This is a genomic window from Rhizosphaericola mali, from assembly GCF_004337365.2.
GTDB lineage: Bacteria > Bacteroidota > Bacteroidia > Chitinophagales > Chitinophagaceae > Rhizosphaericola > Rhizosphaericola mali.
In genome coordinates this window covers 1,411,854-1,430,995 of sequence record NZ_CP044016.1, presented here as the reverse complement: position 1 = coordinate 1,430,995, position 19,142 = coordinate 1,411,854, and the positions used below count along the sequence as shown (strand labels likewise).

Annotated in this window: 21 protein-coding genes and 1 tRNA gene; 14 read left to right on the top strand and 8 right to left on the bottom strand. The window is 38.4% G+C overall.

Features of this window, described 5'->3' with window-relative positions; all coding sequences use genetic code 11:
- Positions 1-155 precede the first annotated feature (155 nt).
- The gene (locus E0W69_RS06215) at positions 156-1,124 is read left to right on the top strand and encodes an alpha/beta fold hydrolase (RefSeq protein ID WP_131329165.1); all 969 of its coding nucleotides are present in this window, start codon (positions 156-158) and stop codon (positions 1,122-1,124) included.
- A 215-nt stretch (positions 1,125-1,339) separates the two neighbouring features.
- On the opposite strand, the gene E0W69_RS06210 is transcribed toward E0W69_RS06215, so the two are convergent.
- The 6 genes from E0W69_RS06210 to E0W69_RS06185 form a co-directional block, all read right to left on the bottom strand.
- Complete coding sequence (locus E0W69_RS06210) at positions 1,340-2,437, bottom strand: IS91 family transposase (protein WP_131329164.1); 1,098 nt, start codon at positions 2,435-2,437, stop codon at positions 1,340-1,342.
- Positions 2,416-2,631: a tyrosine-type recombinase/integrase gene (locus E0W69_RS06205; RefSeq protein WP_225321414.1), complete on the bottom strand. Its 216-nt coding sequence runs from the start codon at positions 2,629-2,631 to the stop codon at positions 2,416-2,418. The genes E0W69_RS06210 and E0W69_RS06205 overlap by 22 nt, the downstream gene beginning before the upstream one ends.
- An 88-nt stretch (positions 2,632-2,719) precedes the next feature.
- Positions 2,720-3,520: a PDDEXK nuclease domain-containing protein gene (locus tag E0W69_RS06200; protein ID WP_131329163.1), complete on the bottom strand. Its 801-nt coding sequence runs from the start codon at positions 3,518-3,520 to the stop codon at positions 2,720-2,722.
- 257 nt (positions 3,521-3,777) lie between these two features.
- Complete coding sequence (locus E0W69_RS06195; RefSeq protein ID WP_131329162.1) at positions 3,778-4,077, bottom strand: HU family DNA-binding protein; 300 nt, start codon at positions 4,075-4,077, stop codon at positions 3,778-3,780.
- A gap of 78 nt (positions 4,078-4,155) precedes the next feature.
- A complete protein-coding gene (locus E0W69_RS06190) occupies positions 4,156-5,460 on the bottom strand; it encodes a TlpA family protein disulfide reductase (protein ID WP_131329161.1) in 1,305 nt (434 codons plus the stop codon).
- Positions 5,461-5,486: 26 nt separating this feature from the next.
- Positions 5,487-8,231: a lantibiotic dehydratase gene (locus E0W69_RS06185; RefSeq protein WP_131329160.1), complete on the bottom strand. Its 2,745-nt coding sequence runs from the start codon at positions 8,229-8,231 to the stop codon at positions 5,487-5,489.
- A gap of 357 nt (positions 8,232-8,588) precedes the next feature.
- Between E0W69_RS06185 and E0W69_RS06180 the strand changes: the two genes are divergently transcribed.
- The 10 genes from E0W69_RS06180 to E0W69_RS06145 all read left to right on the top strand — a co-directional run bounded on the left by E0W69_RS06180 (position 8,589) and on the right by E0W69_RS06145 (position 14,550).
- A complete protein-coding gene (locus E0W69_RS06180) occupies positions 8,589-9,104 on the top strand; it encodes a single-stranded DNA-binding protein (RefSeq protein WP_131329159.1) in 516 nt (171 codons plus the stop codon).
- 67 nt (positions 9,105-9,171) lie between these two features.
- On the top strand, positions 9,172-10,242 hold the full coding sequence (locus E0W69_RS06175; protein WP_131329158.1) for a DUF932 domain-containing protein: 1,071 nt from the start codon (positions 9,172-9,174) through the stop codon (positions 10,240-10,242).
- A 58-nt stretch (positions 10,243-10,300) separates the two neighbouring features.
- Entirely contained in the window at positions 10,301-10,474 is a 174-nt protein-coding gene (locus E0W69_RS20425) for a hypothetical protein (protein ID WP_191967982.1), read from the top strand.
- Between the two features lie 108 nt (positions 10,475-10,582).
- Positions 10,583-10,789: a hypothetical protein gene (locus E0W69_RS06170; RefSeq protein ID WP_131329157.1), complete on the top strand. Its 207-nt coding sequence runs from the start codon at positions 10,583-10,585 to the stop codon at positions 10,787-10,789.
- A complete protein-coding gene (locus tag E0W69_RS20420; protein ID WP_150136673.1) occupies positions 10,770-10,991 on the top strand; it encodes a hypothetical protein in 222 nt (73 codons plus the stop codon). The genes E0W69_RS06170 and E0W69_RS20420 overlap by 20 nt, the downstream gene beginning before the upstream one ends.
- Entirely contained in the window at positions 10,988-11,599 is a 612-nt protein-coding gene (locus E0W69_RS06165) for a PRTRC system protein E (protein ID WP_131329156.1), read from the top strand. The genes E0W69_RS20420 and E0W69_RS06165 overlap by 4 nt, the downstream gene beginning before the upstream one ends.
- An 18-nt stretch (positions 11,600-11,617) precedes the next feature.
- Positions 11,618-11,836, top strand: a complete 219-nt coding sequence (locus E0W69_RS06160; protein ID WP_131329155.1) for a PRTRC system protein C — start codon at positions 11,618-11,620, stop codon at positions 11,834-11,836.
- A 17-nt stretch (positions 11,837-11,853) separates the two neighbouring features.
- Positions 11,854-13,008, top strand: coding sequence for a hypothetical protein (locus tag E0W69_RS06155; protein WP_131329154.1), 1,155 nt, complete (start codon positions 11,854-11,856; stop codon positions 13,006-13,008).
- Between the two features lie 10 nt (positions 13,009-13,018).
- Positions 13,019-13,744, top strand: coding sequence for a PRTRC system protein B (locus E0W69_RS06150; protein WP_191967981.1), 726 nt, complete (start codon positions 13,019-13,021; stop codon positions 13,742-13,744).
- A complete protein-coding gene (locus E0W69_RS06145; protein ID WP_131329153.1) occupies positions 13,744-14,550 on the top strand; it encodes a PRTRC system ThiF family protein in 807 nt (268 codons plus the stop codon). The genes E0W69_RS06150 and E0W69_RS06145 overlap by 1 nt, the downstream gene beginning before the upstream one ends.
- Before the next feature lie 146 nt (positions 14,551-14,696).
- On the opposite strand, the gene E0W69_RS06140 is transcribed toward E0W69_RS06145, so the two are convergent.
- Together E0W69_RS06140 and E0W69_RS06135 are read right to left on the bottom strand one after the other, a co-directional pair.
- Positions 14,697-15,926, bottom strand: a complete 1,230-nt coding sequence (locus E0W69_RS06140; RefSeq protein ID WP_131329152.1) for a site-specific integrase — start codon at positions 15,924-15,926, stop codon at positions 14,697-14,699.
- A 275-nt stretch (positions 15,927-16,201) separates the two neighbouring features.
- Positions 16,202-16,275: transfer RNA gene (locus E0W69_RS06135), tRNA-Pro, on the bottom strand.
- A gap of 81 nt (positions 16,276-16,356) precedes the next feature.
- Here E0W69_RS06135 and E0W69_RS06130 point away from each other — a divergent pair.
- Genes E0W69_RS06130 through E0W69_RS06120 form a run of 3 tightly spaced genes read left to right on the top strand, consistent with a single transcriptional unit; the run spans position 16,357 to position 19,127 of the window.
- Entirely contained in the window at positions 16,357-17,625 is a 1,269-nt protein-coding gene (locus tag E0W69_RS06130; protein ID WP_131329151.1) for a dihydroorotase, read from the top strand.
- An 8-nt stretch (positions 17,626-17,633) separates the two neighbouring features.
- On the top strand, positions 17,634-18,167 hold the full coding sequence (locus E0W69_RS06125; protein WP_131329150.1) for a DUF4199 domain-containing protein: 534 nt from the start codon (positions 17,634-17,636) through the stop codon (positions 18,165-18,167).
- Positions 18,168-18,185: 18 nt separating this feature from the next.
- Positions 18,186-19,127, top strand: coding sequence for a glycosyltransferase family 2 protein (locus E0W69_RS06120; RefSeq protein ID WP_131329149.1), 942 nt, complete (start codon positions 18,186-18,188; stop codon positions 19,125-19,127).
- The last annotated feature ends 15 nt before the right edge of the window (positions 19,128-19,142 follow it).

Here is a 19,142-nt window from a genome sequence, read left to right as displayed (position 1 = left end):
GTAACATAAGTTTGACATTTTGTGACGGGCGAAAGAATATCGGCTCAACTAAATATCATTATTGAACTTTTGTACTAAATTTGAACTGAACAATTACTATTTTCGTCACAAACCGTCAAGCCAGGTGCGTTGTCTGCAATCTTATAAAACCGTTTATGAAATTGAATTTCATAATATTAAATTTACTTATTCTCTTTTTGACTTTTTCCAAAATTGTAAGTTGTCAAAGCAAAATTCCAAATGGAAATTATTTTGAAAAAATTGGAGATTTAAAATTAAACTACACAATTAAAGGAAATGGTCCGATAATGATTGTCGGACATTTAAGTTCTGGAAAAATTGGTTATGAATTGACTTTAAAACCACTGGAAAGCTATTTTACAATAGTATATTACGAACCAAGAGGAACTGGAAAATCTGAAACTCCAAAAACGATAGAAGAGTATAATCAAGATTCTATCGTACAGGAAATCGATGATTTAAGAAAGAAATTGAATGTTGATAAAATCTGGATATTTGGCCATTCGGACCAAAGTACAATCGCTTTAGAATATGCATTAAAATTTCCACAAAGTACATCTGGAATAATTTTAACAGGAACAAGCTATGTTGGGACTCAAAAAGAAATGATTGAAAGAAGAAAAAAAGCAGAAAATGAAAGATCCAAAGAATCTGCTTGGTTCGCTCAAGTAATAAAAGATTGGGATTATATGATTGAACATAAAACTCAAATAAATGAAGAAGGAAAAGACATTTCTGATGCTACAATAAAATGGTGGTGTTATGATGAAGAAAGTGCCCAAAAAGTAATACCAATCGTGAAAGAAAATTCGAAAGCAGGAAGACGAAAACCTATTAAAGATGTTTATGCTGTAGAAACAGAAGAAGAACGAAAAAAATATCTGAATTATCAAACGTTGTTTCCCAAAATTAAAACTAATATTTTGATTATAAACGGAAAATACGACACAAATAATCAGCCTAAATACGCTCAAGAATTACATGGCGTTTTACCAAATTCTAAACTTGTATTAATTGACAAGGCGGGACATTTTCCTTGGATTGAAAATTCAGAAGAAACATTCCAAGAAATTGAAAACTGGATAAAAATTGTGAAAAAATAAAGACAGCAGCCAATAACTAGAGTTTCGTTTTGCCCGAAGGGCTAGACATGAAACTCCCGTTGGACGGAACCGGTACAATCTTATGGACTTTTCAAATTGTGATTTTAGAGATGTCAGCAGGTTGTAGACCTGCTTTTTTCATTTATAGTCGTAGTTCGTTTTAGTTGGTGGGCTTTTATAGTCTGTATAGGCAAAACATCCCCCACCCACAAGGCTCACGCTTGTGCGGCAGATGTTTTTTTCACTATGTAAATCTTGGGAGGTCCTCGCTTGCCGAAGACTTCTATAGTGATCAATGTTCCCATTTTACAACAAGGGCATTTGCGTAGCATCGTTTTGGGCTTGACTTCGGGTCTCGCAACATATAGCATGGTTTGTAGTTGTTGCAGTTTGCCCCGTTTCCAACTACTACTCAAGATTCCATAATGGCGTATTCGTACAAATCGTTTAGGTAAAATATGCATTGAAAATCTTCGGATAAATTCATGGTTAGTCAGTATCATCTCCTTCGTCTTGCCTTGATCCTTATAGTCTTTGTAAGTAAAGTTCGTATGGGTAGGAGTGATGTTTTGTATTCTATGATTGCTGATCGCTACTTTATGTGTGTATCTACCCAAATATTCAATCACTTGTTTCGGTCCTCCAAAAGGACGTTTGGCATACACTATCCAATCTTTGGTAAATAAACTATGGAGGAGCTTCTTGTCTGTAATTCCATTTTGACGTAATTGCGATACATATTTTGCTCGAAAAACCTTACTCATCGCTTTTACGGGAAAAAGATATTTATCGCTTCTAGTTTGTTTTTGCCATCTTCTATTTGTGTCGATACCTCCACCAGGTACAATGCAATGCAAATGAGGATGCAAACTCAGGTTTTGCCCCCATGTGTGCAACACACAGGTCATACCCAACTGAACTTGCTGTGTCTTGCCAAATCGGTACAAGGTTGCCCACGCCGCTTCAAACAAAGATTTGTACACCAAACTCGGGTTGTACAGCGCTAGTTTGTTGAGTTCTGCAGGAAGGGTAAGCACTACATGGTAATACGTACAAGGCAACAGATCCTGTTCTCTTTTGTGTATCCATTCCAATCGTTTATGACCTTGACATTTGGGACAATGACGGTTCCTACAGCTATTGTAGCTGATGGAGACATTGCCACATTTATCACAGCCGTCCACATGACCACCCAATGCCGCAGTTCTACACAAAGACAAGGTACGTAAGGTTTTCTCGTGATGGACATTTAGATTAAGTTGAGATAAATTTACATGACGTATTACATCCGCTACTTCATGGTTCGACTGCATAAGGCAAATACATTGTCAAGTGGACTTTGAGGTAACTGTTCGTGTATTTGGCAAACATGTAGATATACCATTGTCGTTTCTATATGGGCATGGCCTAACATATTTTTCACCGTAACGATATTGACACCATCTTCCAATAAATGAGTGGCATAACTATGTCGCAGCATATTGGAAAAACCAAGGACAATGGACACATTCCGCCAATTTTATAGACCCAATGCAATTTATTGTTTATTAATACATTCCGGGGATCAAATCAATTTTGGTATTAAGGGGGAAATTTCATCGGTTTCTACACCCAATGTCCTGATGCTTTACTTTTTGAGTTTTGAGGTCAATAAGGACAAAACACTTCAGAATACGGTGATAAAAAACCAAGTCTATGTAAAAGTGTTGATTGTCAACGGTGATTTTAAATTGTCTAGCAACAAATGAAAACCCTTTTCCTAATTCAAGTAGAAATTGTTGAAGATTGTCAATCAGTTTGCTTTCCAATTTCCGCTCTTTTACAATATTTTGTTCGGGTAAACCTAAGAACTCAAAAATATAGGGATCTTTGATAATGTCTTTAGGTTCCGCTATTATTTGTCCTTTTTCGGCCAATGCCAATACGGCATCTTTATCTTTACTCAAAGCAAGCCGTTCAAAAAGGGAGGAATCAATTTGCCGTTTCAACTCTCTAAAACTCCAATTATCCATTTCGGACTGTTTTTCATAGAATGCACGTGATGTATCGTCAGAAATGGTTAATAATTCTGCATAATGACTCCAACTCAATTTTCCGGACAGTGTCTGGAAAATTGGAAACTTCAAATAAAATTGGCGACATAAATAGATGTTGCTTTTCCCAAATCCTTTACCATAAGCTTGTTTAAGGTCTTTGGAAAGATTAGTTAGTAAGGAGCTTCCGTATTCAGCTTTTTCTTTTCCATTTTGTTCAAATTCTACAATATGTTTTCCTATTTCCCAATTTGCCGTTAACAGTTCTTTATTTACAGCTCGAGCTGCGTTGTCACGGGTCCGTTGTAAAGTAGAACCAATATTATCTATAAGTTTTTTGTATGTAATGCCAATTTCAGCCATTTCTTTTCATTAAATGATTTTGGGCTAAGATACAAAATTTGAAGTGTGGATTTAATATTTCGCATTGCAATGGGCATTCATCGATTACAACTTCTATTTAATACCTCTGGGTTTATTTTTATTAAAATATGGGTACCAATAGTGCCTGTATACGGATTTATTTAAACCATTGCACTCCTTGTGTATCATCTTATGTCTTTAAATAATAATCCCCGCCATAAGACGAGGACTGTAGAAAATAGTAGATTAAAACTGGATTATTTCGTAGCTTTTTTCTTCTGCTTTGCATTTACGGCTTCGCTAACTACTTTACCGGCCTTGAACTTCGCAACTTTGCTGGCTTTGATTTTGATGGTTTCACCGGTTTGCGGGTTGCGACCGTTACGGGCAGAACGTTCAGACACGCTAAATGTTCCAAAACCAATTAAGGTAACAGAGTCGCCACCGGCTAAAGTTTCGGTTACAGTTTCGGTAAAAGCGTCCAATACTTTACCGGCATCGGTCTTGGTTGTGCCAGCTTTAGAAGCCAATAAGTCTATTAATTCAGATTTGTTCATAGTAAAATTTGTTTTAGACATTAAAATTAATCAATTAAATGAACAGAAACAATGCCAACCCTTTATTATTCGGTATTCTTACTCCTCAGCATCTTCTATCACAATACAATCCAGCATTCTGTCCTCCAAAGTCACCGACAGTCCGTAAGCTGCCAGTTCCTTGTTGAGCAAGGGCAGGTTATCCCAGTGGTTCATGTCGAAAACTAAATCCATTTTGGTATTAGGAGCTATTCCAGTTTCGTCAATAACCTGATGGGTGGGGCCATTATACTTATTGGTTATAATATCTTTTATCCATAACCATACAAAATTCTGTGCTGAATAAACATTTTGATTGGTTTTTGAGAAACGCTTAACATTGCCATTGTTTATATGCAATTTGCTTTTATCTGCCTTGATGACAAAACAAGGTCTTGGTATTTTTTCAAGATGAGACTGGGCCCCGAGGAACAAGTCAAGTTGAGCTTGCATATACCGGTAAATGGTTTTAGGGGATATGCTACTATCAGCTATCAGGTCATAAGTAAATTGTGCATGACTACTATCTGCCAGATAATACTTTTTAATACCTTTTATCCTACAGATAATCCGTTCATTAGAAAAGGCCAACTCATCTTTGGTCTCTGTACGGGACAAAAATGATTGGATATAAAGGTTTTGAATGGTGATAGCGTCATTACTAATCCTTGTTCGATGACCATAATCTGACCGAATATGCTTTGTTATTGATGACCCGGTTTCATATTCCTGTTGTTGAGGGGTAAAATAGCTATACACACCTATTTTCTTATAATACGGGTACCAGAAATTAATCAGTGGGATTTCAGAGTTAATCAATAAGTCTTTTTTCTCCTTTAGATCTGTCGTGCCCTGATGGATAAATTTATGAATGTTGCTCACATTAGCATTTTCCGCATTGGCGATGGATCGGATTACGCCATGTTTATCTATCCAGATATGCTGTGGTACAAATGTATAGTCAAAATATTTAGCAGGGGTATTGTCCCCAACGATAAATGGTAGTTGCACCGTTTGTAAGATTTCAGAACGTTTTTTCAGGGAGGCTACTTGTTCGGTAGGGTCACGGGTGACTAAGATGATTTGAATCGAATCCCCGAACTGCTTTTGTAACTGCTCCATGTGGGGCATTCCACTAATGCAGGAACTACAATGTACACCCCATAAGTCCAGTATCACCGGTTTTCCTCTAAAGTCCGACATCTTTGCTGCCTTTGTTTTATAACCACTAATGGCAAACTCAAAATCTGGTATCGTATCGCCAATATGGAGGTATTTATTTTTATCTTTTTGTTGAGTCTGCGCATGTATGAATGGATGGAAAGAAACGGTAATAAACAAAAGAAAAAGAAATTTATGGAACATGGTTATTGTCTTTGAATATTAAAAAATTATAGTTGTGTATGCTTCGTCCTTTTGAGTTCCCGATCCAGCAGATAGTAAAATACCATTTCATGGGTACGGGGATTTTCGGGAAACAAACGATTGATATGCATGTGCAATAAATCCCGAAACAAACGCACACGCCGCTCTTGTGGACATTGAGCCAATATTTGATACATGGAATGTTGAAACTGTATTTGCTGTTTTTCCTGTACCTCACTGAGTTTTGTTGGGTGGCTATTCCGGTAAACAACATATTCCTGATTCAATAGTTTGATTTCAGGCGGCGTGATTTTATGTTCTAGACGGAAGGACTCAAAAGCCTGACCTGCTATATCTTCCCATGGATCTTGAGGACAGATTTTCTTTTGTTTCAGATAGAAAACGGAACCTACGCAGTATCGATACAACTCCCGGTCATCTAACACCGTATCCAATAAGGAAAGGACGAACGTACTATCCTCCCTAAAATGCTGCTCAACTGCTTCCATTAAATCCATGCCATAACGTTCCATTTCCCGCTTATAGGTACACAATCGAAGGTCTGATACAATACCGGATGCTATGGCAGGTTGTAGCATGGATGTAAATGAATATGTCAATATTTGATAGTCCAATGGATTTTTTAGCTGAATACGAAACCTTAAATGAGCGCCGCCTTCATTGTAACGAATGAAAAACCAAGTGACTATTTGCGCTTTATGTTGTTGTATAAAAGGTTGGATGTAGTCTTGAAGTATTTTATTAGCTCTTGCCGGATGGCAGAAGATTTCCCAATACAGCCAGTCCTTACCGGGTGGAATGATTCTTTCTATGGGATTTTTAGATGGTTCCTGTGAAACCCGGGATATAACCGGCTCGTAAACCCGGTTTTCATGACAAAGAGTTACAACCAGTTCCCCATTGTACCCATTGCCTTTTAAGTCTTTAAATACGGCATCGTTCGGAATAAAAGCCTCTTTCAAAAACATCTTTTTCTTTTTAGCCAATTCCAAAACCAGCATTTGTAGATCTTCGGGACTTTCTTTATCAAACAGTAAAGTCTGGTCTGAATTGCCCACTGTAAAGTGTCGAGACAGCTGAATTTCGTTTAGATAATCGGTAAGACTTTTATCTTTTAAGAATTCTTCCTTGAGTGCCCATTGCGCAGGATTAACGATGATATTCTTGTACGTAATTCTGGGATAATAGCGTTGTTTAGGAAAATAGGTTTCCGGTACAAAACCTAATCGCGTGTTCAGTCCCTGAAATTGCAGGTCGCATAAAAACCGGAACAGCGATAAATCGGAACGGATATGGTTGTAGGCAGAGGCTATTCTTGGAACCAGCCTTTTGTTCCTACTTTTGGAACGGAGGACGATATTTCCATTATGGAGGCTAATGAATATATCTTCCAGTGTAAGTGGATGTTCGGATGTGTCAAACTGTAAAATGGAAAGCGTCAAAGGATAAAGCTGTTTTCTTCGGTTGATATTATCCACTTTTGCTTCTGCCATATAAGCGACATCGAAAAACAATACATCGGGATTGGCGTTACTTTCCAAAACTGCTATTTTCGTACAATGATTTTCAATACGTTCATCTGCCACAGAAAACCGCCCGAGTAAACTGTTAGCTGTGGCTCCGCCCATAGACTCCAATATGATTTTATCGTCGACTATTTTAACGAGTGCAGGAAATGTATTAGGCAAACGGACGGTCTCCTTTTCCGGTAGCTTTTGGAACAGTTTATCCAACTCAATTTCAATTACTCCGTTGAAACAGTTATTGTCTGCATGATCCAACAAAAAACGTTTGGCAATGGGTTCTTTTTCGGGCGCATTAAAGGGTAGTAAGAACTTTTCAATCAAGTCTTCACTATTGGCCGTTTGTTCCAGATTTCCATAACCAATACCGAGCTCCGGATCTAGTGCAACCATCAACGGCTCTTCATTTCCTTCAAACTTATGTTGGAACTGTTTTTTGAAATGGATTAAGTCGTCGGATTCTTTAATCCCGTTTAATGTAGCGAGTTTTAGGGCTAATTCAGGTAAATGTTTGAAGCTTTCTATTAGCACACTACCATGTTCGATTTTACTTTTAGGAATCAGATATTGGGGAATATTCACTTTGTTGTCCTCATTTTCCACCCCTCTTCTTTCAAAAAAGTCCGTACCTATTACGTTTGTATCGTTTTCGGTAAACAATAGTTGCAGGACAATCATCTCTTCGAGTATTTCGGGAATACTGCCGGATAACATGGACTTTGGTTGGCTTTCCAGATAGGTAATGACTTCATGGATCGGAACGGGTATTGTGCAGTATTTCAGTACAGTCTCTATAAATTCAGAATAGCCCACATCGGACAGTTCAAACTTTCCTTCCGAACAAGAGAGATAGCGTAAATCTCCTGCACTGCGATAATAACTGCTATTGGAAAATACTTTTTTGTTTTCCCGGAGGAGATCCTCGAATGTGTAGGACATTGCCTCATTATCCTTATAAGCCCAATCGATCAGGCTTTTGACAGCTTTGGTTTCTGATAAGGTAATGCCCTCATGATGTGCATTGTCCAATTTGGCCATGCCTACAGAAGCAAATAGACCATACGGTGTTGCCCGGAATCTTGCCCGGTTAAAATATTTCCAAAGCGTAAACTGTATTTTCTCAGGTTGCTTATCTAATTCTTCTAATTGTAGATCTTCTATAACTGCATAGAACTCCGGCGAAGAAACCTGGATAGCTTCTTTTAGCAGTTGCCAGTTTCCTTTCATTGTTGCTTTTATCGGAAATGCAGGTATCCGAAAGAGTATATCCGGCTTTAATTGAAGGCCTGTCTTTTGTTGGGGCACGTTTGTTTTTTAATAAAAACAACACAGCACCGCCTTTCCGTTAGCGGTCATAAAAAAATATTTTCCCATTTCCTGTTTTCCGTCCATGCATACTGCACGGTCCGTCTACCTGCGTTTTCCCTTATCGGTTTATTTGTTGCACAAAGCAAAGCCCGCGGCATTGTGCTTGCAAACAACTTTCGCGGCATATCCTCACTCGTTCCTCGCTCCGGTATTCCACGGTCTGTTCGCAGGCGAGGCACACGGGCTTGTGGCATTGTTACACAAAAACCGAAAGAAATGAAAACGTACATCAGTCCTCCGAACCCACAGGCAGCAAACCTTTATGAAAAAGGGGCTGGTGAAAAGAAAAAAATCAGGTCACAATTAAAATACAGTATCATGGAAATCACAGGCAGGCTGACCGCAAACGCACAGGTCAGGACAACAGAAACAGGCAAAGAGGTGGTAGGCTTTACCATTGCCATTAACGACCGTTACAAAAAGAAAGGCGATACCAATGTAACGACCTTAGTCACCTTCATTGATTGCAGCTATTGGCGCAGCACCGCCATTGCGCCCTATCTCACAAAAGGAACAATCGTACAGCTTACAGGACGGCTCAACGAACCCCGCATCTGGCAGGACAGGGAAGGCAATGCAAGGGCTAACCTTTCTTTTACCGTTAATGAAATTAAAATCTTAGGAGGTGGCAACCCCTCAAACGGTAGCAGCCCGCAGGAAACCAAACCCGGCAAAGGCAGCAAAGCACTAAAACCCGTAGTAGTCGCAGCAGAAGACGACCTCCCTTTTTAATTCATCATTCTTAATTCTTAATTCTTAATTCTTAATTCTTAATTCATAACTCATAATTAATAAAATCATGGCACATAATTTAAATTTCAACAGCATTACAGGTAAATACTCATTCTTTTCGGTTAAGGAAAAAGCATGGCACGGATTAGGGCAGATAGTCACAGATTCCCCCACCAGTGCAGATGCCATGCAGTTGGCAGGGCTTGATTTTGAGGTTATTAAATCCCCATTGTTTACCAATGGCAGAACAATAAGTATCGGAGATAGTGGCGAACTCTTGGAAGCCGAAGATATTTTAGTTCCCAATGCATTTGCCACGCTTCGCACCGACACCAACCAACCTTTAGGCGTGGTAGGCAATGATTATAGCATCATTCAAAACCGCGAAGCCTTCGCATTCTTTGACGCCATTGTGGGCGGTGGAAATGGCATCCTGTACGAGACCGCAGGAGCTTTGGGAAAGGGAGAACGCATTTTTATAACCGCCAAACTCCCCGACTATATCAAAGTGGGCAGTAATGATTATATAGAACAGTATCTTTTTCTCACGACCTCTCATGACGGCAGCGGTAGCATTACCGCAGCGTTTACGCCCGTGCGTGTAGTCTGCAATAATACGTTAAATGCAGCACTCAAAAATATGAGTAATGTGGTACGTATCCGCCATACCAATGGTGCAGCGCAAAGACTGGTGGAAGCGCACCGAGTTATGGGCATCGCCACCGCCAACAGTGAGGCGATGGAAGAAACCTTTAACCATTTTGCAAAGGTTCGTATTACGGACAAAGAAGTCAAAAGACTGATTGAAATGGCAATGGCTCCCAACAAAGAAACATTGCAGTTACTTCACAAAAAACAATACAGCGACCTGTCTACCGTATTCAAAAACCAATGCGAAGAAGTGTTTAGTTATGCGATGACGGCAGAAACGCAGCAGTTAGACACTACAAAGGGTACGGTTTTCGGATGCTACAATAGTATAACCGGGTTTTACCAAAACGTAAAAAGCTATAAAGATGAGGAAGCAAAATTAAAATCTTTGGTGTATGGCGGTACGGCAGCCATGAAAGCGCAAAAGGCGTTGGACTTGTGCAGCGCATTTGCAAAGCATGGTAATGAAATCCTACTCATGAACTAGCAATATTTATCTAACAGACAGCCCTCCAAAAGGCGGTTGTCTTAAAAAAAATAAAGTTATGACACGAAAGGAATTAACACAACGCTTTAAAGAACTGATGCAACAAAATCCGCCACAAGCGGAAATAGAAAATCTATTTAAAAAAGCATTGGAATGTGGCGCACTGGATTTGGAAAGTGAACCGCCCGAGGATTACCGACTGGCAAAGATTATTTACTACTGCATACTATAAATGGCGCAGCAGTGGCAACCGCTAACAGCAGAGAACAAACAGGAAGCAGAAAATTTAAAACTGTTTTTGTAGCAGACTATAAAAGCAACTATAAAAATTGTACAACAAATGAAAGTAACAGATAAAAACGGCTTCGAGTTGGAAGTCACCAATTTGGACGAAGCCATACGGCAGTCTGCGGCATTTGTCGCTTATAGTCAGGTCGGTGGTGCATATTCTGAGTTTAATGAAAAACAGAAAGTCTATTGGTCAGATTTGCTGGGTAAATTATTAACCTTAAAATCAAAACAGAACGATGAGCAACCTAAGCAATAAAACGGAATACAAAGCCTTGTCGATACTGGGCTCTATGGTCAAAATGTATGAACGGCTGCACTGTTTGAACATGACCAAAGACGATGACATGGATGCCACCGCAGCCAAAAACCTCTTGCAGGGAATTATCGAAACCAACGGCTATCAAGTCAACTATGACCGAAACAATAAAAAATCAATCCTTAAAACTATAAAACGATGAATACCCATTTTTTCAATCAGATACAGCAGTTGGACTTTACAGGAGTTTTGCAACTGAACATTTCCAAAGGAATAGAAAACAACCTAATCGTATCGGTTTTGCTCAACAACGAGCAATGCGGAGATAACGCCAAAAACCTTATTTCCCCATTGACATTTAACGCCACGCCCCAAGAGTTTGACGAGGGATTTTTTGAGCAGATAAAAGCACCTATCAAAACCGTTTCGGGTGTAATGGTGGATATGGAAAAATTCCTAAAGCAAATGGAAATTGTCAAACAACAATCGGCAATGGAGAAAGAAAAGACCGAGAAAGCCAAAAAGGAAAAAGAAGCCAAAGACAAGAAGTTTAAAGACGGAATGGCAAAGGCTAACGAACTCGAAAAAGAGGGCAAATTCCGTGATGCGTGGATGAAAGTTCCCGACATAGCAGAGTTTCCCGAAAAAGCGGACGAGATACGCAAACGAAAAACGGCATTGTCTGCAAAATTCGCCACACCAAACCTTTTCGGAGAAGCGGAAGAACCGCAACCCGAACCGCCACAAACGGAAGAAGTTACAGCCGATTATCCCATTGATGAAACGGACGAAGAAGAAACAGAGTATTAACGATTAAAAACGAGCATTATGTTATTAGCAACGCAATTAGAACGAGTGTTTATACTCAAAGATAAAGGACAGGACATCAGGCTGACCGACCCAGAACCCAAATGGAGCGTGGAAGCCGTCATGAATTTTTACGCCAATATGTACCCGATACTCACAACGGCAAAAGCATCTGCACCACAAATAAAAGATGATTCAGTAGAGTACAAATTTGAGAGCGTAATGGGAACGAAAGGTTAAACCAAATACTTAAAGCAATGACTTATGCAACGCAACATCATATCGGGAACTATCAAAATACCCGAGCAGCAACGACAACGGCAGTTGCACCGCCAATTGAACGAGTTCGCCCATTGGATGCAAAAGCCAAAGGACGCAAACGAAGTACGGAAAGACAAACGCAAATCAGTACCAACAGCGATGTTGCCAATGGTTTTCTAAAGTGTACGTTTCTGCCTAAACTGAAAGAAACGAAAACCGTACCCGCTTGCAGGAAATCAGACAAAACGGAAAGGGATTTTTATCAGTCCTTTTCCAAATTGGCAGAGCATTACCAAATTGAACCGATGCAGACCCGACAATTTTCCTATCCCTACAATATGGCTTTGGCTATATCGGATATGGAAGAAAAATTGAAACAAAAGGTTTTGGATTGGGAAGAAATCCGTTTGGTACAGAATAGTAAGAAAACCTATTTTGTGAGCGAGGAACGATACAATACAGGCTCAACACTCTTTTACATTCCCGTTGCTTCCTTATACCGAATGTTGCACAGCCGTAAACGGAAAAGAAACGCCCATTTGTTGTTATCTGTTTGTGCCTATCTGTACCATATAGCGGATATTCCGTATTACAGGCAGGAAGCAAGCTATCTGTATTGGATGTATGAAATGATGAACGATTGGGTGGAACAGGACGATTATACGGACGAAACAGCCGTTTATCTTACCGAGATAAAGCAAGCCGAATATATCGGGGATTATATAGAACAGAGGATTTATAACCGTATCAATCTGACCGTATTTGAACAGCGTATCAATAATTTTAAAGCCAAAGACGATTTTGATAATGAGTGCTTGACCGTAGCAAAAGAAGCCTTTGCCCTTTATCAGACCTATCCGAATGAAAACGTATTCCGCAATGCTAAACCCAACGGAGAAGCATCGGAGGAAGACAGGGAAAACATCATCGGTATGGAAAAGTACATTTCCTTTTATGCAGACCACAAAGGTTGGCTAAATGAAACCCTTATAGAATCGGTTAACAATGAAATGCAGGAGTACGGACAAATGCAAGAACCCATTATCCGAAAAGAGTTTGACGGCAGGGATATAACCGCCAACAACCTTTGTTTTGAAAACCGATTGTTTGAACTACTGCACAGGTTAAGCGACATTTTGCACACCTTTTAAAATTGGAACTATGGAAACGATTAATGATATAACACAGGACTTTGGCACATTGTACCACCCAAAATCGGCTTTGGTATTCTATGAAACCAAAGGAAGTAATACCGATGTTTATGTAGAGCATTTTGATATGGACAAAAACGGCAATCCTATCAACGCACACCCTTTGACCGTAAAGGAAGCGAATGTTTTGGCAAAGGCACTCAATACAGAACAGGAGAAACACAAAGCCTTTTTAAAGTCGAACGGAATATTGCCTACCAATATTCTACACATCAATCCCAATGCGGAAAAAGGTGCGGTAATTTGGTACACCAAAGCACAGCAAAAGCAACTGTACTTTGTGGAAAGTTTGAACATACCCAATGGAAAGGCACAAGTACCGCCTATGCTTTGGAAAGCGAGTAAAGACGGTTTGAGTGTGTTTGCCCTTTCAAGTGATAGAAGACCAACAGAAAAGACAAAATTATATCATACGCCTTATTTCAACATCTATGAAGACGGCAAAGTCTGTATGGGAACGGTAAGCGTTGATATTAAAAAGTCCGCTTCGGTAGAAGAATTTATACAGGCTTGGGAATATTATTTTTTCAATTCCTATTTCAGCCATTTGTTAGGCAATCATAATCCCATAAAGGGTAATTGTGTTATTGTATGGAAAGAGCTTGTAAATACTGATAAACCCTTCCCAAAAGAAGTATTGAAACCGAATAACAAAACGCTTAAAAATCTATTGTAATGGAAACAGTGAAAACAGCCGTTCATTTTACGGACAACTATTTAATAAGTCCTACCAATCCCATTGAGGTTAATCTGATTGGTGCAGGTGGCACAGGCTCAAAGGTACTGACCGCCTTAATGGAAATGAGCCACAGCCTAACAGAATTGGGACACGCAGGATTGCAGGTGCGTTTGTGGGACGATGATGTTATCACGGAAGCCAATCTCGGCAGACAGCGTTTTGCACCGAGTGAAACAGGATTGTACAAGTCGGTAGCTTTGATAAACCGTGTCAATCGTTTTATGGGTACAAATTGGAAAGCGGAAACCCAAAAGTTTGAAAGGAATAATTTCGGTGGATTGCCCGAAAACGCAAAGGCTACCATTTACATTACCTGTGTGGATAATGTACAGGCACGATTTGATATTGCCGAAATGCTGAAAGAAATGACCAACGATAGAAATTACAGAAATACGCCAAAGTATTGGGTGGATTTTGGCAACAGCCAAAACATAGGACAAGTTATACTATCCACTATCGGAGAAATTAAACAACCAAACTCTGAAAAATACCAAACGGTGGCAAGCCTGCCAATGGTTACCGATGAATTTGGAGAATTGCTCACACAGTCGGAACAATCGGACGACACACCCAGTTGCTCCCTTGCCGAAGCATTGGAAAAACAGGATTTATATATCAATGCGACATTGGCGCAGATGGGATGTTCATTACTATGGTCTATGTTCCGCTATGGGATGACACAGTACAGGGGCTTTTTTCTGAACTTAAAAGATTTTCGCTCGCAGCCATTGGGTCTGCCATGAAAATAGAAATTATAGTTCTAAAAAATTGGTTGCGGTATCCTTTCCTTCCTCTGGTCGGAACAGATACCGCAACGGGCTTTATCGCCACATGCCCCACACCGAGCCATACGGCAGCGGGATTATGGTGGAGGCAAGAGGCTGGAAAATTATTTTGTTTGACTTAATTTATTGCTCAACAAGGCCATATCTTCCCCAATCTTTTTATTGAGTAAACGTGCATACACCTGTGTGGTACTTAGCTTAGTATGCCCCATCATTTTACTGACCGTTTCCAATGGAACACCATTATTTAAAGTTACCGTTGTAGCAAAAGTGTGTCTGGCCATGTAAAAGGTCAGGTATTTCTTGATATTGCATAGTTCTGCTAGAATTTTTAATTCTCTGTTTATCTCCTGATTGGTGGGCATAGGAAATAATCGGTTATTCCTTACACTTACCACATGATCCCGATATTTGTCGACAATAGCTTTGGCTTTGGGTAGTAATGGAACATTGACAATAGTCTTGGTTTTTTGTCGCTCGGTATGTATCCATTCTCCACCATCCACACCAATAACTAAATTATCTAAACTTAATTTACCTAAATCAATGGGAGCCAATCCTGTATAACAACTAAAAACAAACAAATCTCGCACAATATTTAATAGCGGAAGGTTAATGTTGACCAATTCAATATTCTTTAGTTCCAATTCATTCAAATAAGGACGATCAAATTTTTGAAACTTAAGCTTATAATTTACAAAGGGATCTTTGCTGAGCCATCCCAATTTTATAGCTAATCCCACCATCTTTTTTAATCGCTCTATATGTTTCATAAGGCCGTTATTGTGACAAGGATCAAAGTCTTTCAAAGGCACTTGTTTTACAAATTGTTCAAATTCTAATAAAAACTGATAGTTCAATTCCGACAAATAAAGGTCATTGCGTTTCTTTTTCATTTTCAGGAATTTTAGCACATACCTTTTGGTAGAATAATAGTTTTTCAAAGTACCCTGGGTAAGTACATTTTGCATGTTTTCATTGTGGTAGTCTATGAGCTCTAATAAAGTACCCGTAGTTTCATCTAACCCTAAAAATTTTCTACGAAGTAATTCTGCTGTAATCAGTTTATTTTCAACATTTAGTTCCCTATAAGCATTCATTACCTTTGCTCTCACTTGTTCCAAGTAGGTATTCATCTCTTTGGATTCGGGCTTGTTACCTTTAGCGGCTCCTCTTGTTTCATCCCACGATGTAGGTAAAATCCATTCTTTTAAGGAGAATTCCTGCCTTTCCCCATCTACCGTAATACGGATATAAAGAGGCCATTTCCCATTTTTTGTCCTGTTTTTTCTTGGAAAAAAGAAAATCCCAATTGTTTGTTTTTGTGCAGCCATAACCTAAAATTTAAACTGTTATAAATTAAATTAGATTTGGAAACCGATTTTGGCCTCCAAAACAGTTCAAAACGATTCAAATTAAATTATATAAACAACTGTAATTCAAATATTTGCAAGACAAACTTAGTCCAAATTTTGGACACCAGCTTGGTCTCCGAATTGGCCGCGAGAATATTAGATTTAATTGGCTTTTTTTAGTCTAGAAATAAAGAAAAAAATGCCTGTAAACGTTGCATTTACAGGCATTTCATTGATAATCAATTAGTTACTAGTCGGGATGACAGGATTCGAACCTGCGACCTCTCGCCCCCCAGACGAACGCGCTACCGGGCTGCGCTACATCCCGTTACAATTTTTTAATTGCGGAAACAAATATAAATGCTAATTTCAAATTTCGGGTTATCTTGCGCCAAATTTATTTAATAGCATGTCCGTTTTATTCCGTAATGTTCAGATTTTAGATAAAAAATCCATTTATTTCCAACAGTATAAAGATATTTTAATTGAGAATGGCAACATTGTAAATATTGCCGATCGTATTGAAAATCAAGGTAATAATGTAGAAATAATTGAAGAAAAAGATTTAAAAGTGAGTGCTGGATTTGTAGATATTTTTTCACATTTTAATGATCCAGGATTAGAACAAAAAGAAACACTAGAAACGGGGGCAGCAGCGGCAGCGGCTGGTGGATACACGCAGGTATTTGTGCTTCCTAATACCAAACCAGTCATTGACAATAAATCTTTCGTAGAATATATTAGAAACAAATCAGCATATTTACCTATCAATATTTTGCCTTTAGGCGGAGCAACAAAACAGATCGAAGGAAAAGAAATCGGAGAAATGTTTGATATGTTTCAAAGTGGGGCAATTGCTTTTACGGATGGTTTGAAACCTGTGCAATCATCTGGTTTGTTCTTGAAAATTTTACAATATGTAAAATCATTTGACGGCATTCTCATTCAACAACCTTTTGAAACTTCTATTGGAGCGCATGGTTTGATGAATGAAGGTATTATTTCTACACAATTGGGGTTACCTGGTTTGCCTGCAATTAGTGAAGAGATTTTTATACAAAGAGATATAGAACTATTAAAATATACGGAGAGTAAATTACATATCACCGGCGTCAGTACCAAAAGAGGCGCAGAAATGATCTTACAAGCCAAATCTGAAGGTCTTAATATTACCTTCAGCGTTACGCCACATCATTTGATGTATTGTGATGAGGAGGTCACTAGTTACGATTCAAATTATAAATTTAATCCGCCACTAAGAACTAAGGAAGATAGAGATGCTTTGCGTGCTTTAGTTTTGGAAAATAAAGTAGACGCTATCGCAAGTCATCATTTTCCACAACATTGGGATGACAAAACGATCGAATTTGAATATGCTAAAAATGGTGTCATTTCTTTACAGACAGCATTTGCTGCCGTTCATACAGCGATCCCAGAGTTAAGCGGAGAGCAATTAGCAGATTTATTTGCGAACAATGTTAGAGCTATTTTCAAGTTAGAAAATGCAGACATAGAGATTGGAAAAAAGGCAGAATTTACCATTTTTAATTTGGAGGGAAAAACGATTTTAACAAAAGAAAATAACAAAAGTAAATCAGCCAATAGTTCGTTTCTGGACAAGGAATTAAAAGGCAATATTTTTGGTATCTTTGCAAAAGGAAAATTAGTTAAAAACTAAATTATAGTATGGAAAAAAAAGTAACCTCAACGATTACAAAGGGAACAATTATCGCAGTTATTTTGGTTTTATTTTATTTGGTAGTACAATTGTGCAACTTGAATCAAAGTAAAATTGTCACTTTTAGTTCTATTTTTATCCTTTTAGGTGGATTGGTGTGGAGTGGTAATTTATTTGCGAAACAAAATGATCACAATGTCACATTTGGAAATGTATTTGCCAATAGTTTTAGGGTAAATGCCATGATTGTAATAATCGTATTATTTTGGACCATTATTTCGATGAAATTCATTTTCCCAAATCAAATAGACGAATCTATAAATTTAGCTAGAAAATCAATGGAGCAACAAGGCGTTAGCGACAGTCAGATTGATGCAAGTCTTGTTATGTATAAGAAAAATGTGATTCCATTGACAATGGGTGGAACAATTTTATTTTATGCAATTTTAGGCGCAATTGGATCATTGATTGCAGCCGCTGTGGTGAAAAAAAATCCAACATCTAGCAATCCCTTTCAAGATAACAAACCTCAAGAATTATAATAAAAAGGAAATTCAACCATGGATATATCGGTAATTATACCGCTCTTTAATGAAGATGAATCTTTACCAGAACTAAGTGATTGGATTGTAAGAGTAATGCAAACCAACAAATACTCTTTTGAAGTAATATTTATTGACGATGGAAGTACAGACGAAAGTTGGAAGGTTATCCAAGTTATTCGATCTAAATATCCTGAGTTCAAAGCAATCAAATTTCAAAGAAACTATGGGAAGTCGGCGGCTCTAAATGAAGGATTTAAGGCGGCTCAAGGTGATGTCATTATCACCATGGATGCCGACATGCAAGACTCCCCAGATGAAATACCTGGTTTATATACCGATATAGTTGATAAAGGTTATGACCTTGTTAGCGGTTGGAAGAAAGTGCGTTATGATAATAAATTCACTAAAAATTTTCCATCTAAAATATTTAATGCAGTTGCGCGCAAAGTGTCCAAAATACAACTACATGACTTCAATTGTGGATTGAAATCTTATAGAAAAAAAGTAGTTAAAAGCATTGAAATATATGGTGATATGCACCGTAATATTCCAGTACTTGCCAAATGGGCGGGTTTTAAGAAAATAGGAGAGAGAGTTGTGGAGCATAGACCTAGGAAATTTGGTGTATCCAAATTTGGATGGGATCGTTTTATACATGGTTTTTTAGATTTAGCAACCGTAACTTTTGTTGGAAAATTCGGAAAAAGACCCATGCACTTTTTTGGACTTTGGGGTTCCTTATGTTTTATACTTGGATTTATAATTAGCATTTTTCTAGTTTTAAATAAACTATTTTCTAGTTATTTCGAATTATCCAACAAACCAGGATTTTATATTGCACTCACCTTGATGATATTGGGAATGCAACTATTTTTAGCAGGTTTCATTGGAGAGTTAATCAGTCGAAACTCCGTAGATAGAAATAACTATTTGATAGAAGAAAAAATTGGACTTTAATTTATATATTATTTC

Coding starts and splice junctions, on each gene's coding strand:
- E0W69_RS06150 (WP_191967981.1), top strand. CDS start 13,019: ATGGAAACGATTAATGATATAACACAGGACTTTGGCACATTGTACCAC.
- E0W69_RS06200 (WP_131329163.1), bottom strand. CDS start 3,520: ATGGCTGAAATTGGCATTACATACAAAAAACTTATAGATAATATTGGT.
- E0W69_RS06140 (WP_131329152.1), bottom strand. CDS start 15,926: ATGGCTGCACAAAAACAAACAATTGGGATTTTCTTTTTTCCAAGAAAA.
- E0W69_RS20425 (WP_191967982.1), top strand. CDS start 10,301: ATGACACGAAAGGAATTAACACAACGCTTTAAAGAACTGATGCAACAA.
- E0W69_RS06145 (WP_131329153.1), top strand. CDS start 13,744: ATGGAAACAGTGAAAACAGCCGTTCATTTTACGGACAACTATTTAATA.
- E0W69_RS20420 (WP_150136673.1), top strand. CDS start 10,770: ATGAGCAACCTAAGCAATAAAACGGAATACAAAGCCTTGTCGATACTG.
- E0W69_RS06215 (WP_131329165.1), top strand. CDS start 156: ATGAAATTGAATTTCATAATATTAAATTTACTTATTCTCTTTTTGACT.
- E0W69_RS06190 (WP_131329161.1), bottom strand. CDS start 5,460: ATGTTCCATAAATTTCTTTTTCTTTTGTTTATTACCGTTTCTTTCCAT.
- E0W69_RS06175 (WP_131329158.1), top strand. CDS start 9,172: ATGGCACATAATTTAAATTTCAACAGCATTACAGGTAAATACTCATTC.
- E0W69_RS06160 (WP_131329155.1), top strand. CDS start 11,618: ATGTTATTAGCAACGCAATTAGAACGAGTGTTTATACTCAAAGATAAA.
- E0W69_RS06180 (WP_131329159.1), top strand. CDS start 8,589: ATGAAAACGTACATCAGTCCTCCGAACCCACAGGCAGCAAACCTTTAT.
- E0W69_RS06130 (WP_131329151.1), top strand. CDS start 16,357: ATGTCCGTTTTATTCCGTAATGTTCAGATTTTAGATAAAAAATCCATT.
- E0W69_RS06170 (WP_131329157.1), top strand. CDS start 10,583: ATGAAAGTAACAGATAAAAACGGCTTCGAGTTGGAAGTCACCAATTTG.
- E0W69_RS06210 (WP_131329164.1), bottom strand. CDS start 2,437: ATGCAGTCGAACCATGAAGTAGCGGATGTAATACGTCATGTAAATTTA.
- E0W69_RS06185 (WP_131329160.1), bottom strand. CDS start 8,231: ATGAAAGGAAACTGGCAACTGCTAAAAGAAGCTATCCAGGTTTCTTCG.
- E0W69_RS06155 (WP_131329154.1), top strand. CDS start 11,854: ATGACTTATGCAACGCAACATCATATCGGGAACTATCAAAATACCCGA.
- E0W69_RS06195 (WP_131329162.1), bottom strand. CDS start 4,077: ATGAACAAATCTGAATTAATAGACTTATTGGCTTCTAAAGCTGGCACA.
- E0W69_RS06120 (WP_131329149.1), top strand. CDS start 18,186: ATGGATATATCGGTAATTATACCGCTCTTTAATGAAGATGAATCTTTA.
- E0W69_RS06125 (WP_131329150.1), top strand. CDS start 17,634: ATGGAAAAAAAAGTAACCTCAACGATTACAAAGGGAACAATTATCGCA.
- E0W69_RS06165 (WP_131329156.1), top strand. CDS start 10,988: ATGAATACCCATTTTTTCAATCAGATACAGCAGTTGGACTTTACAGGA.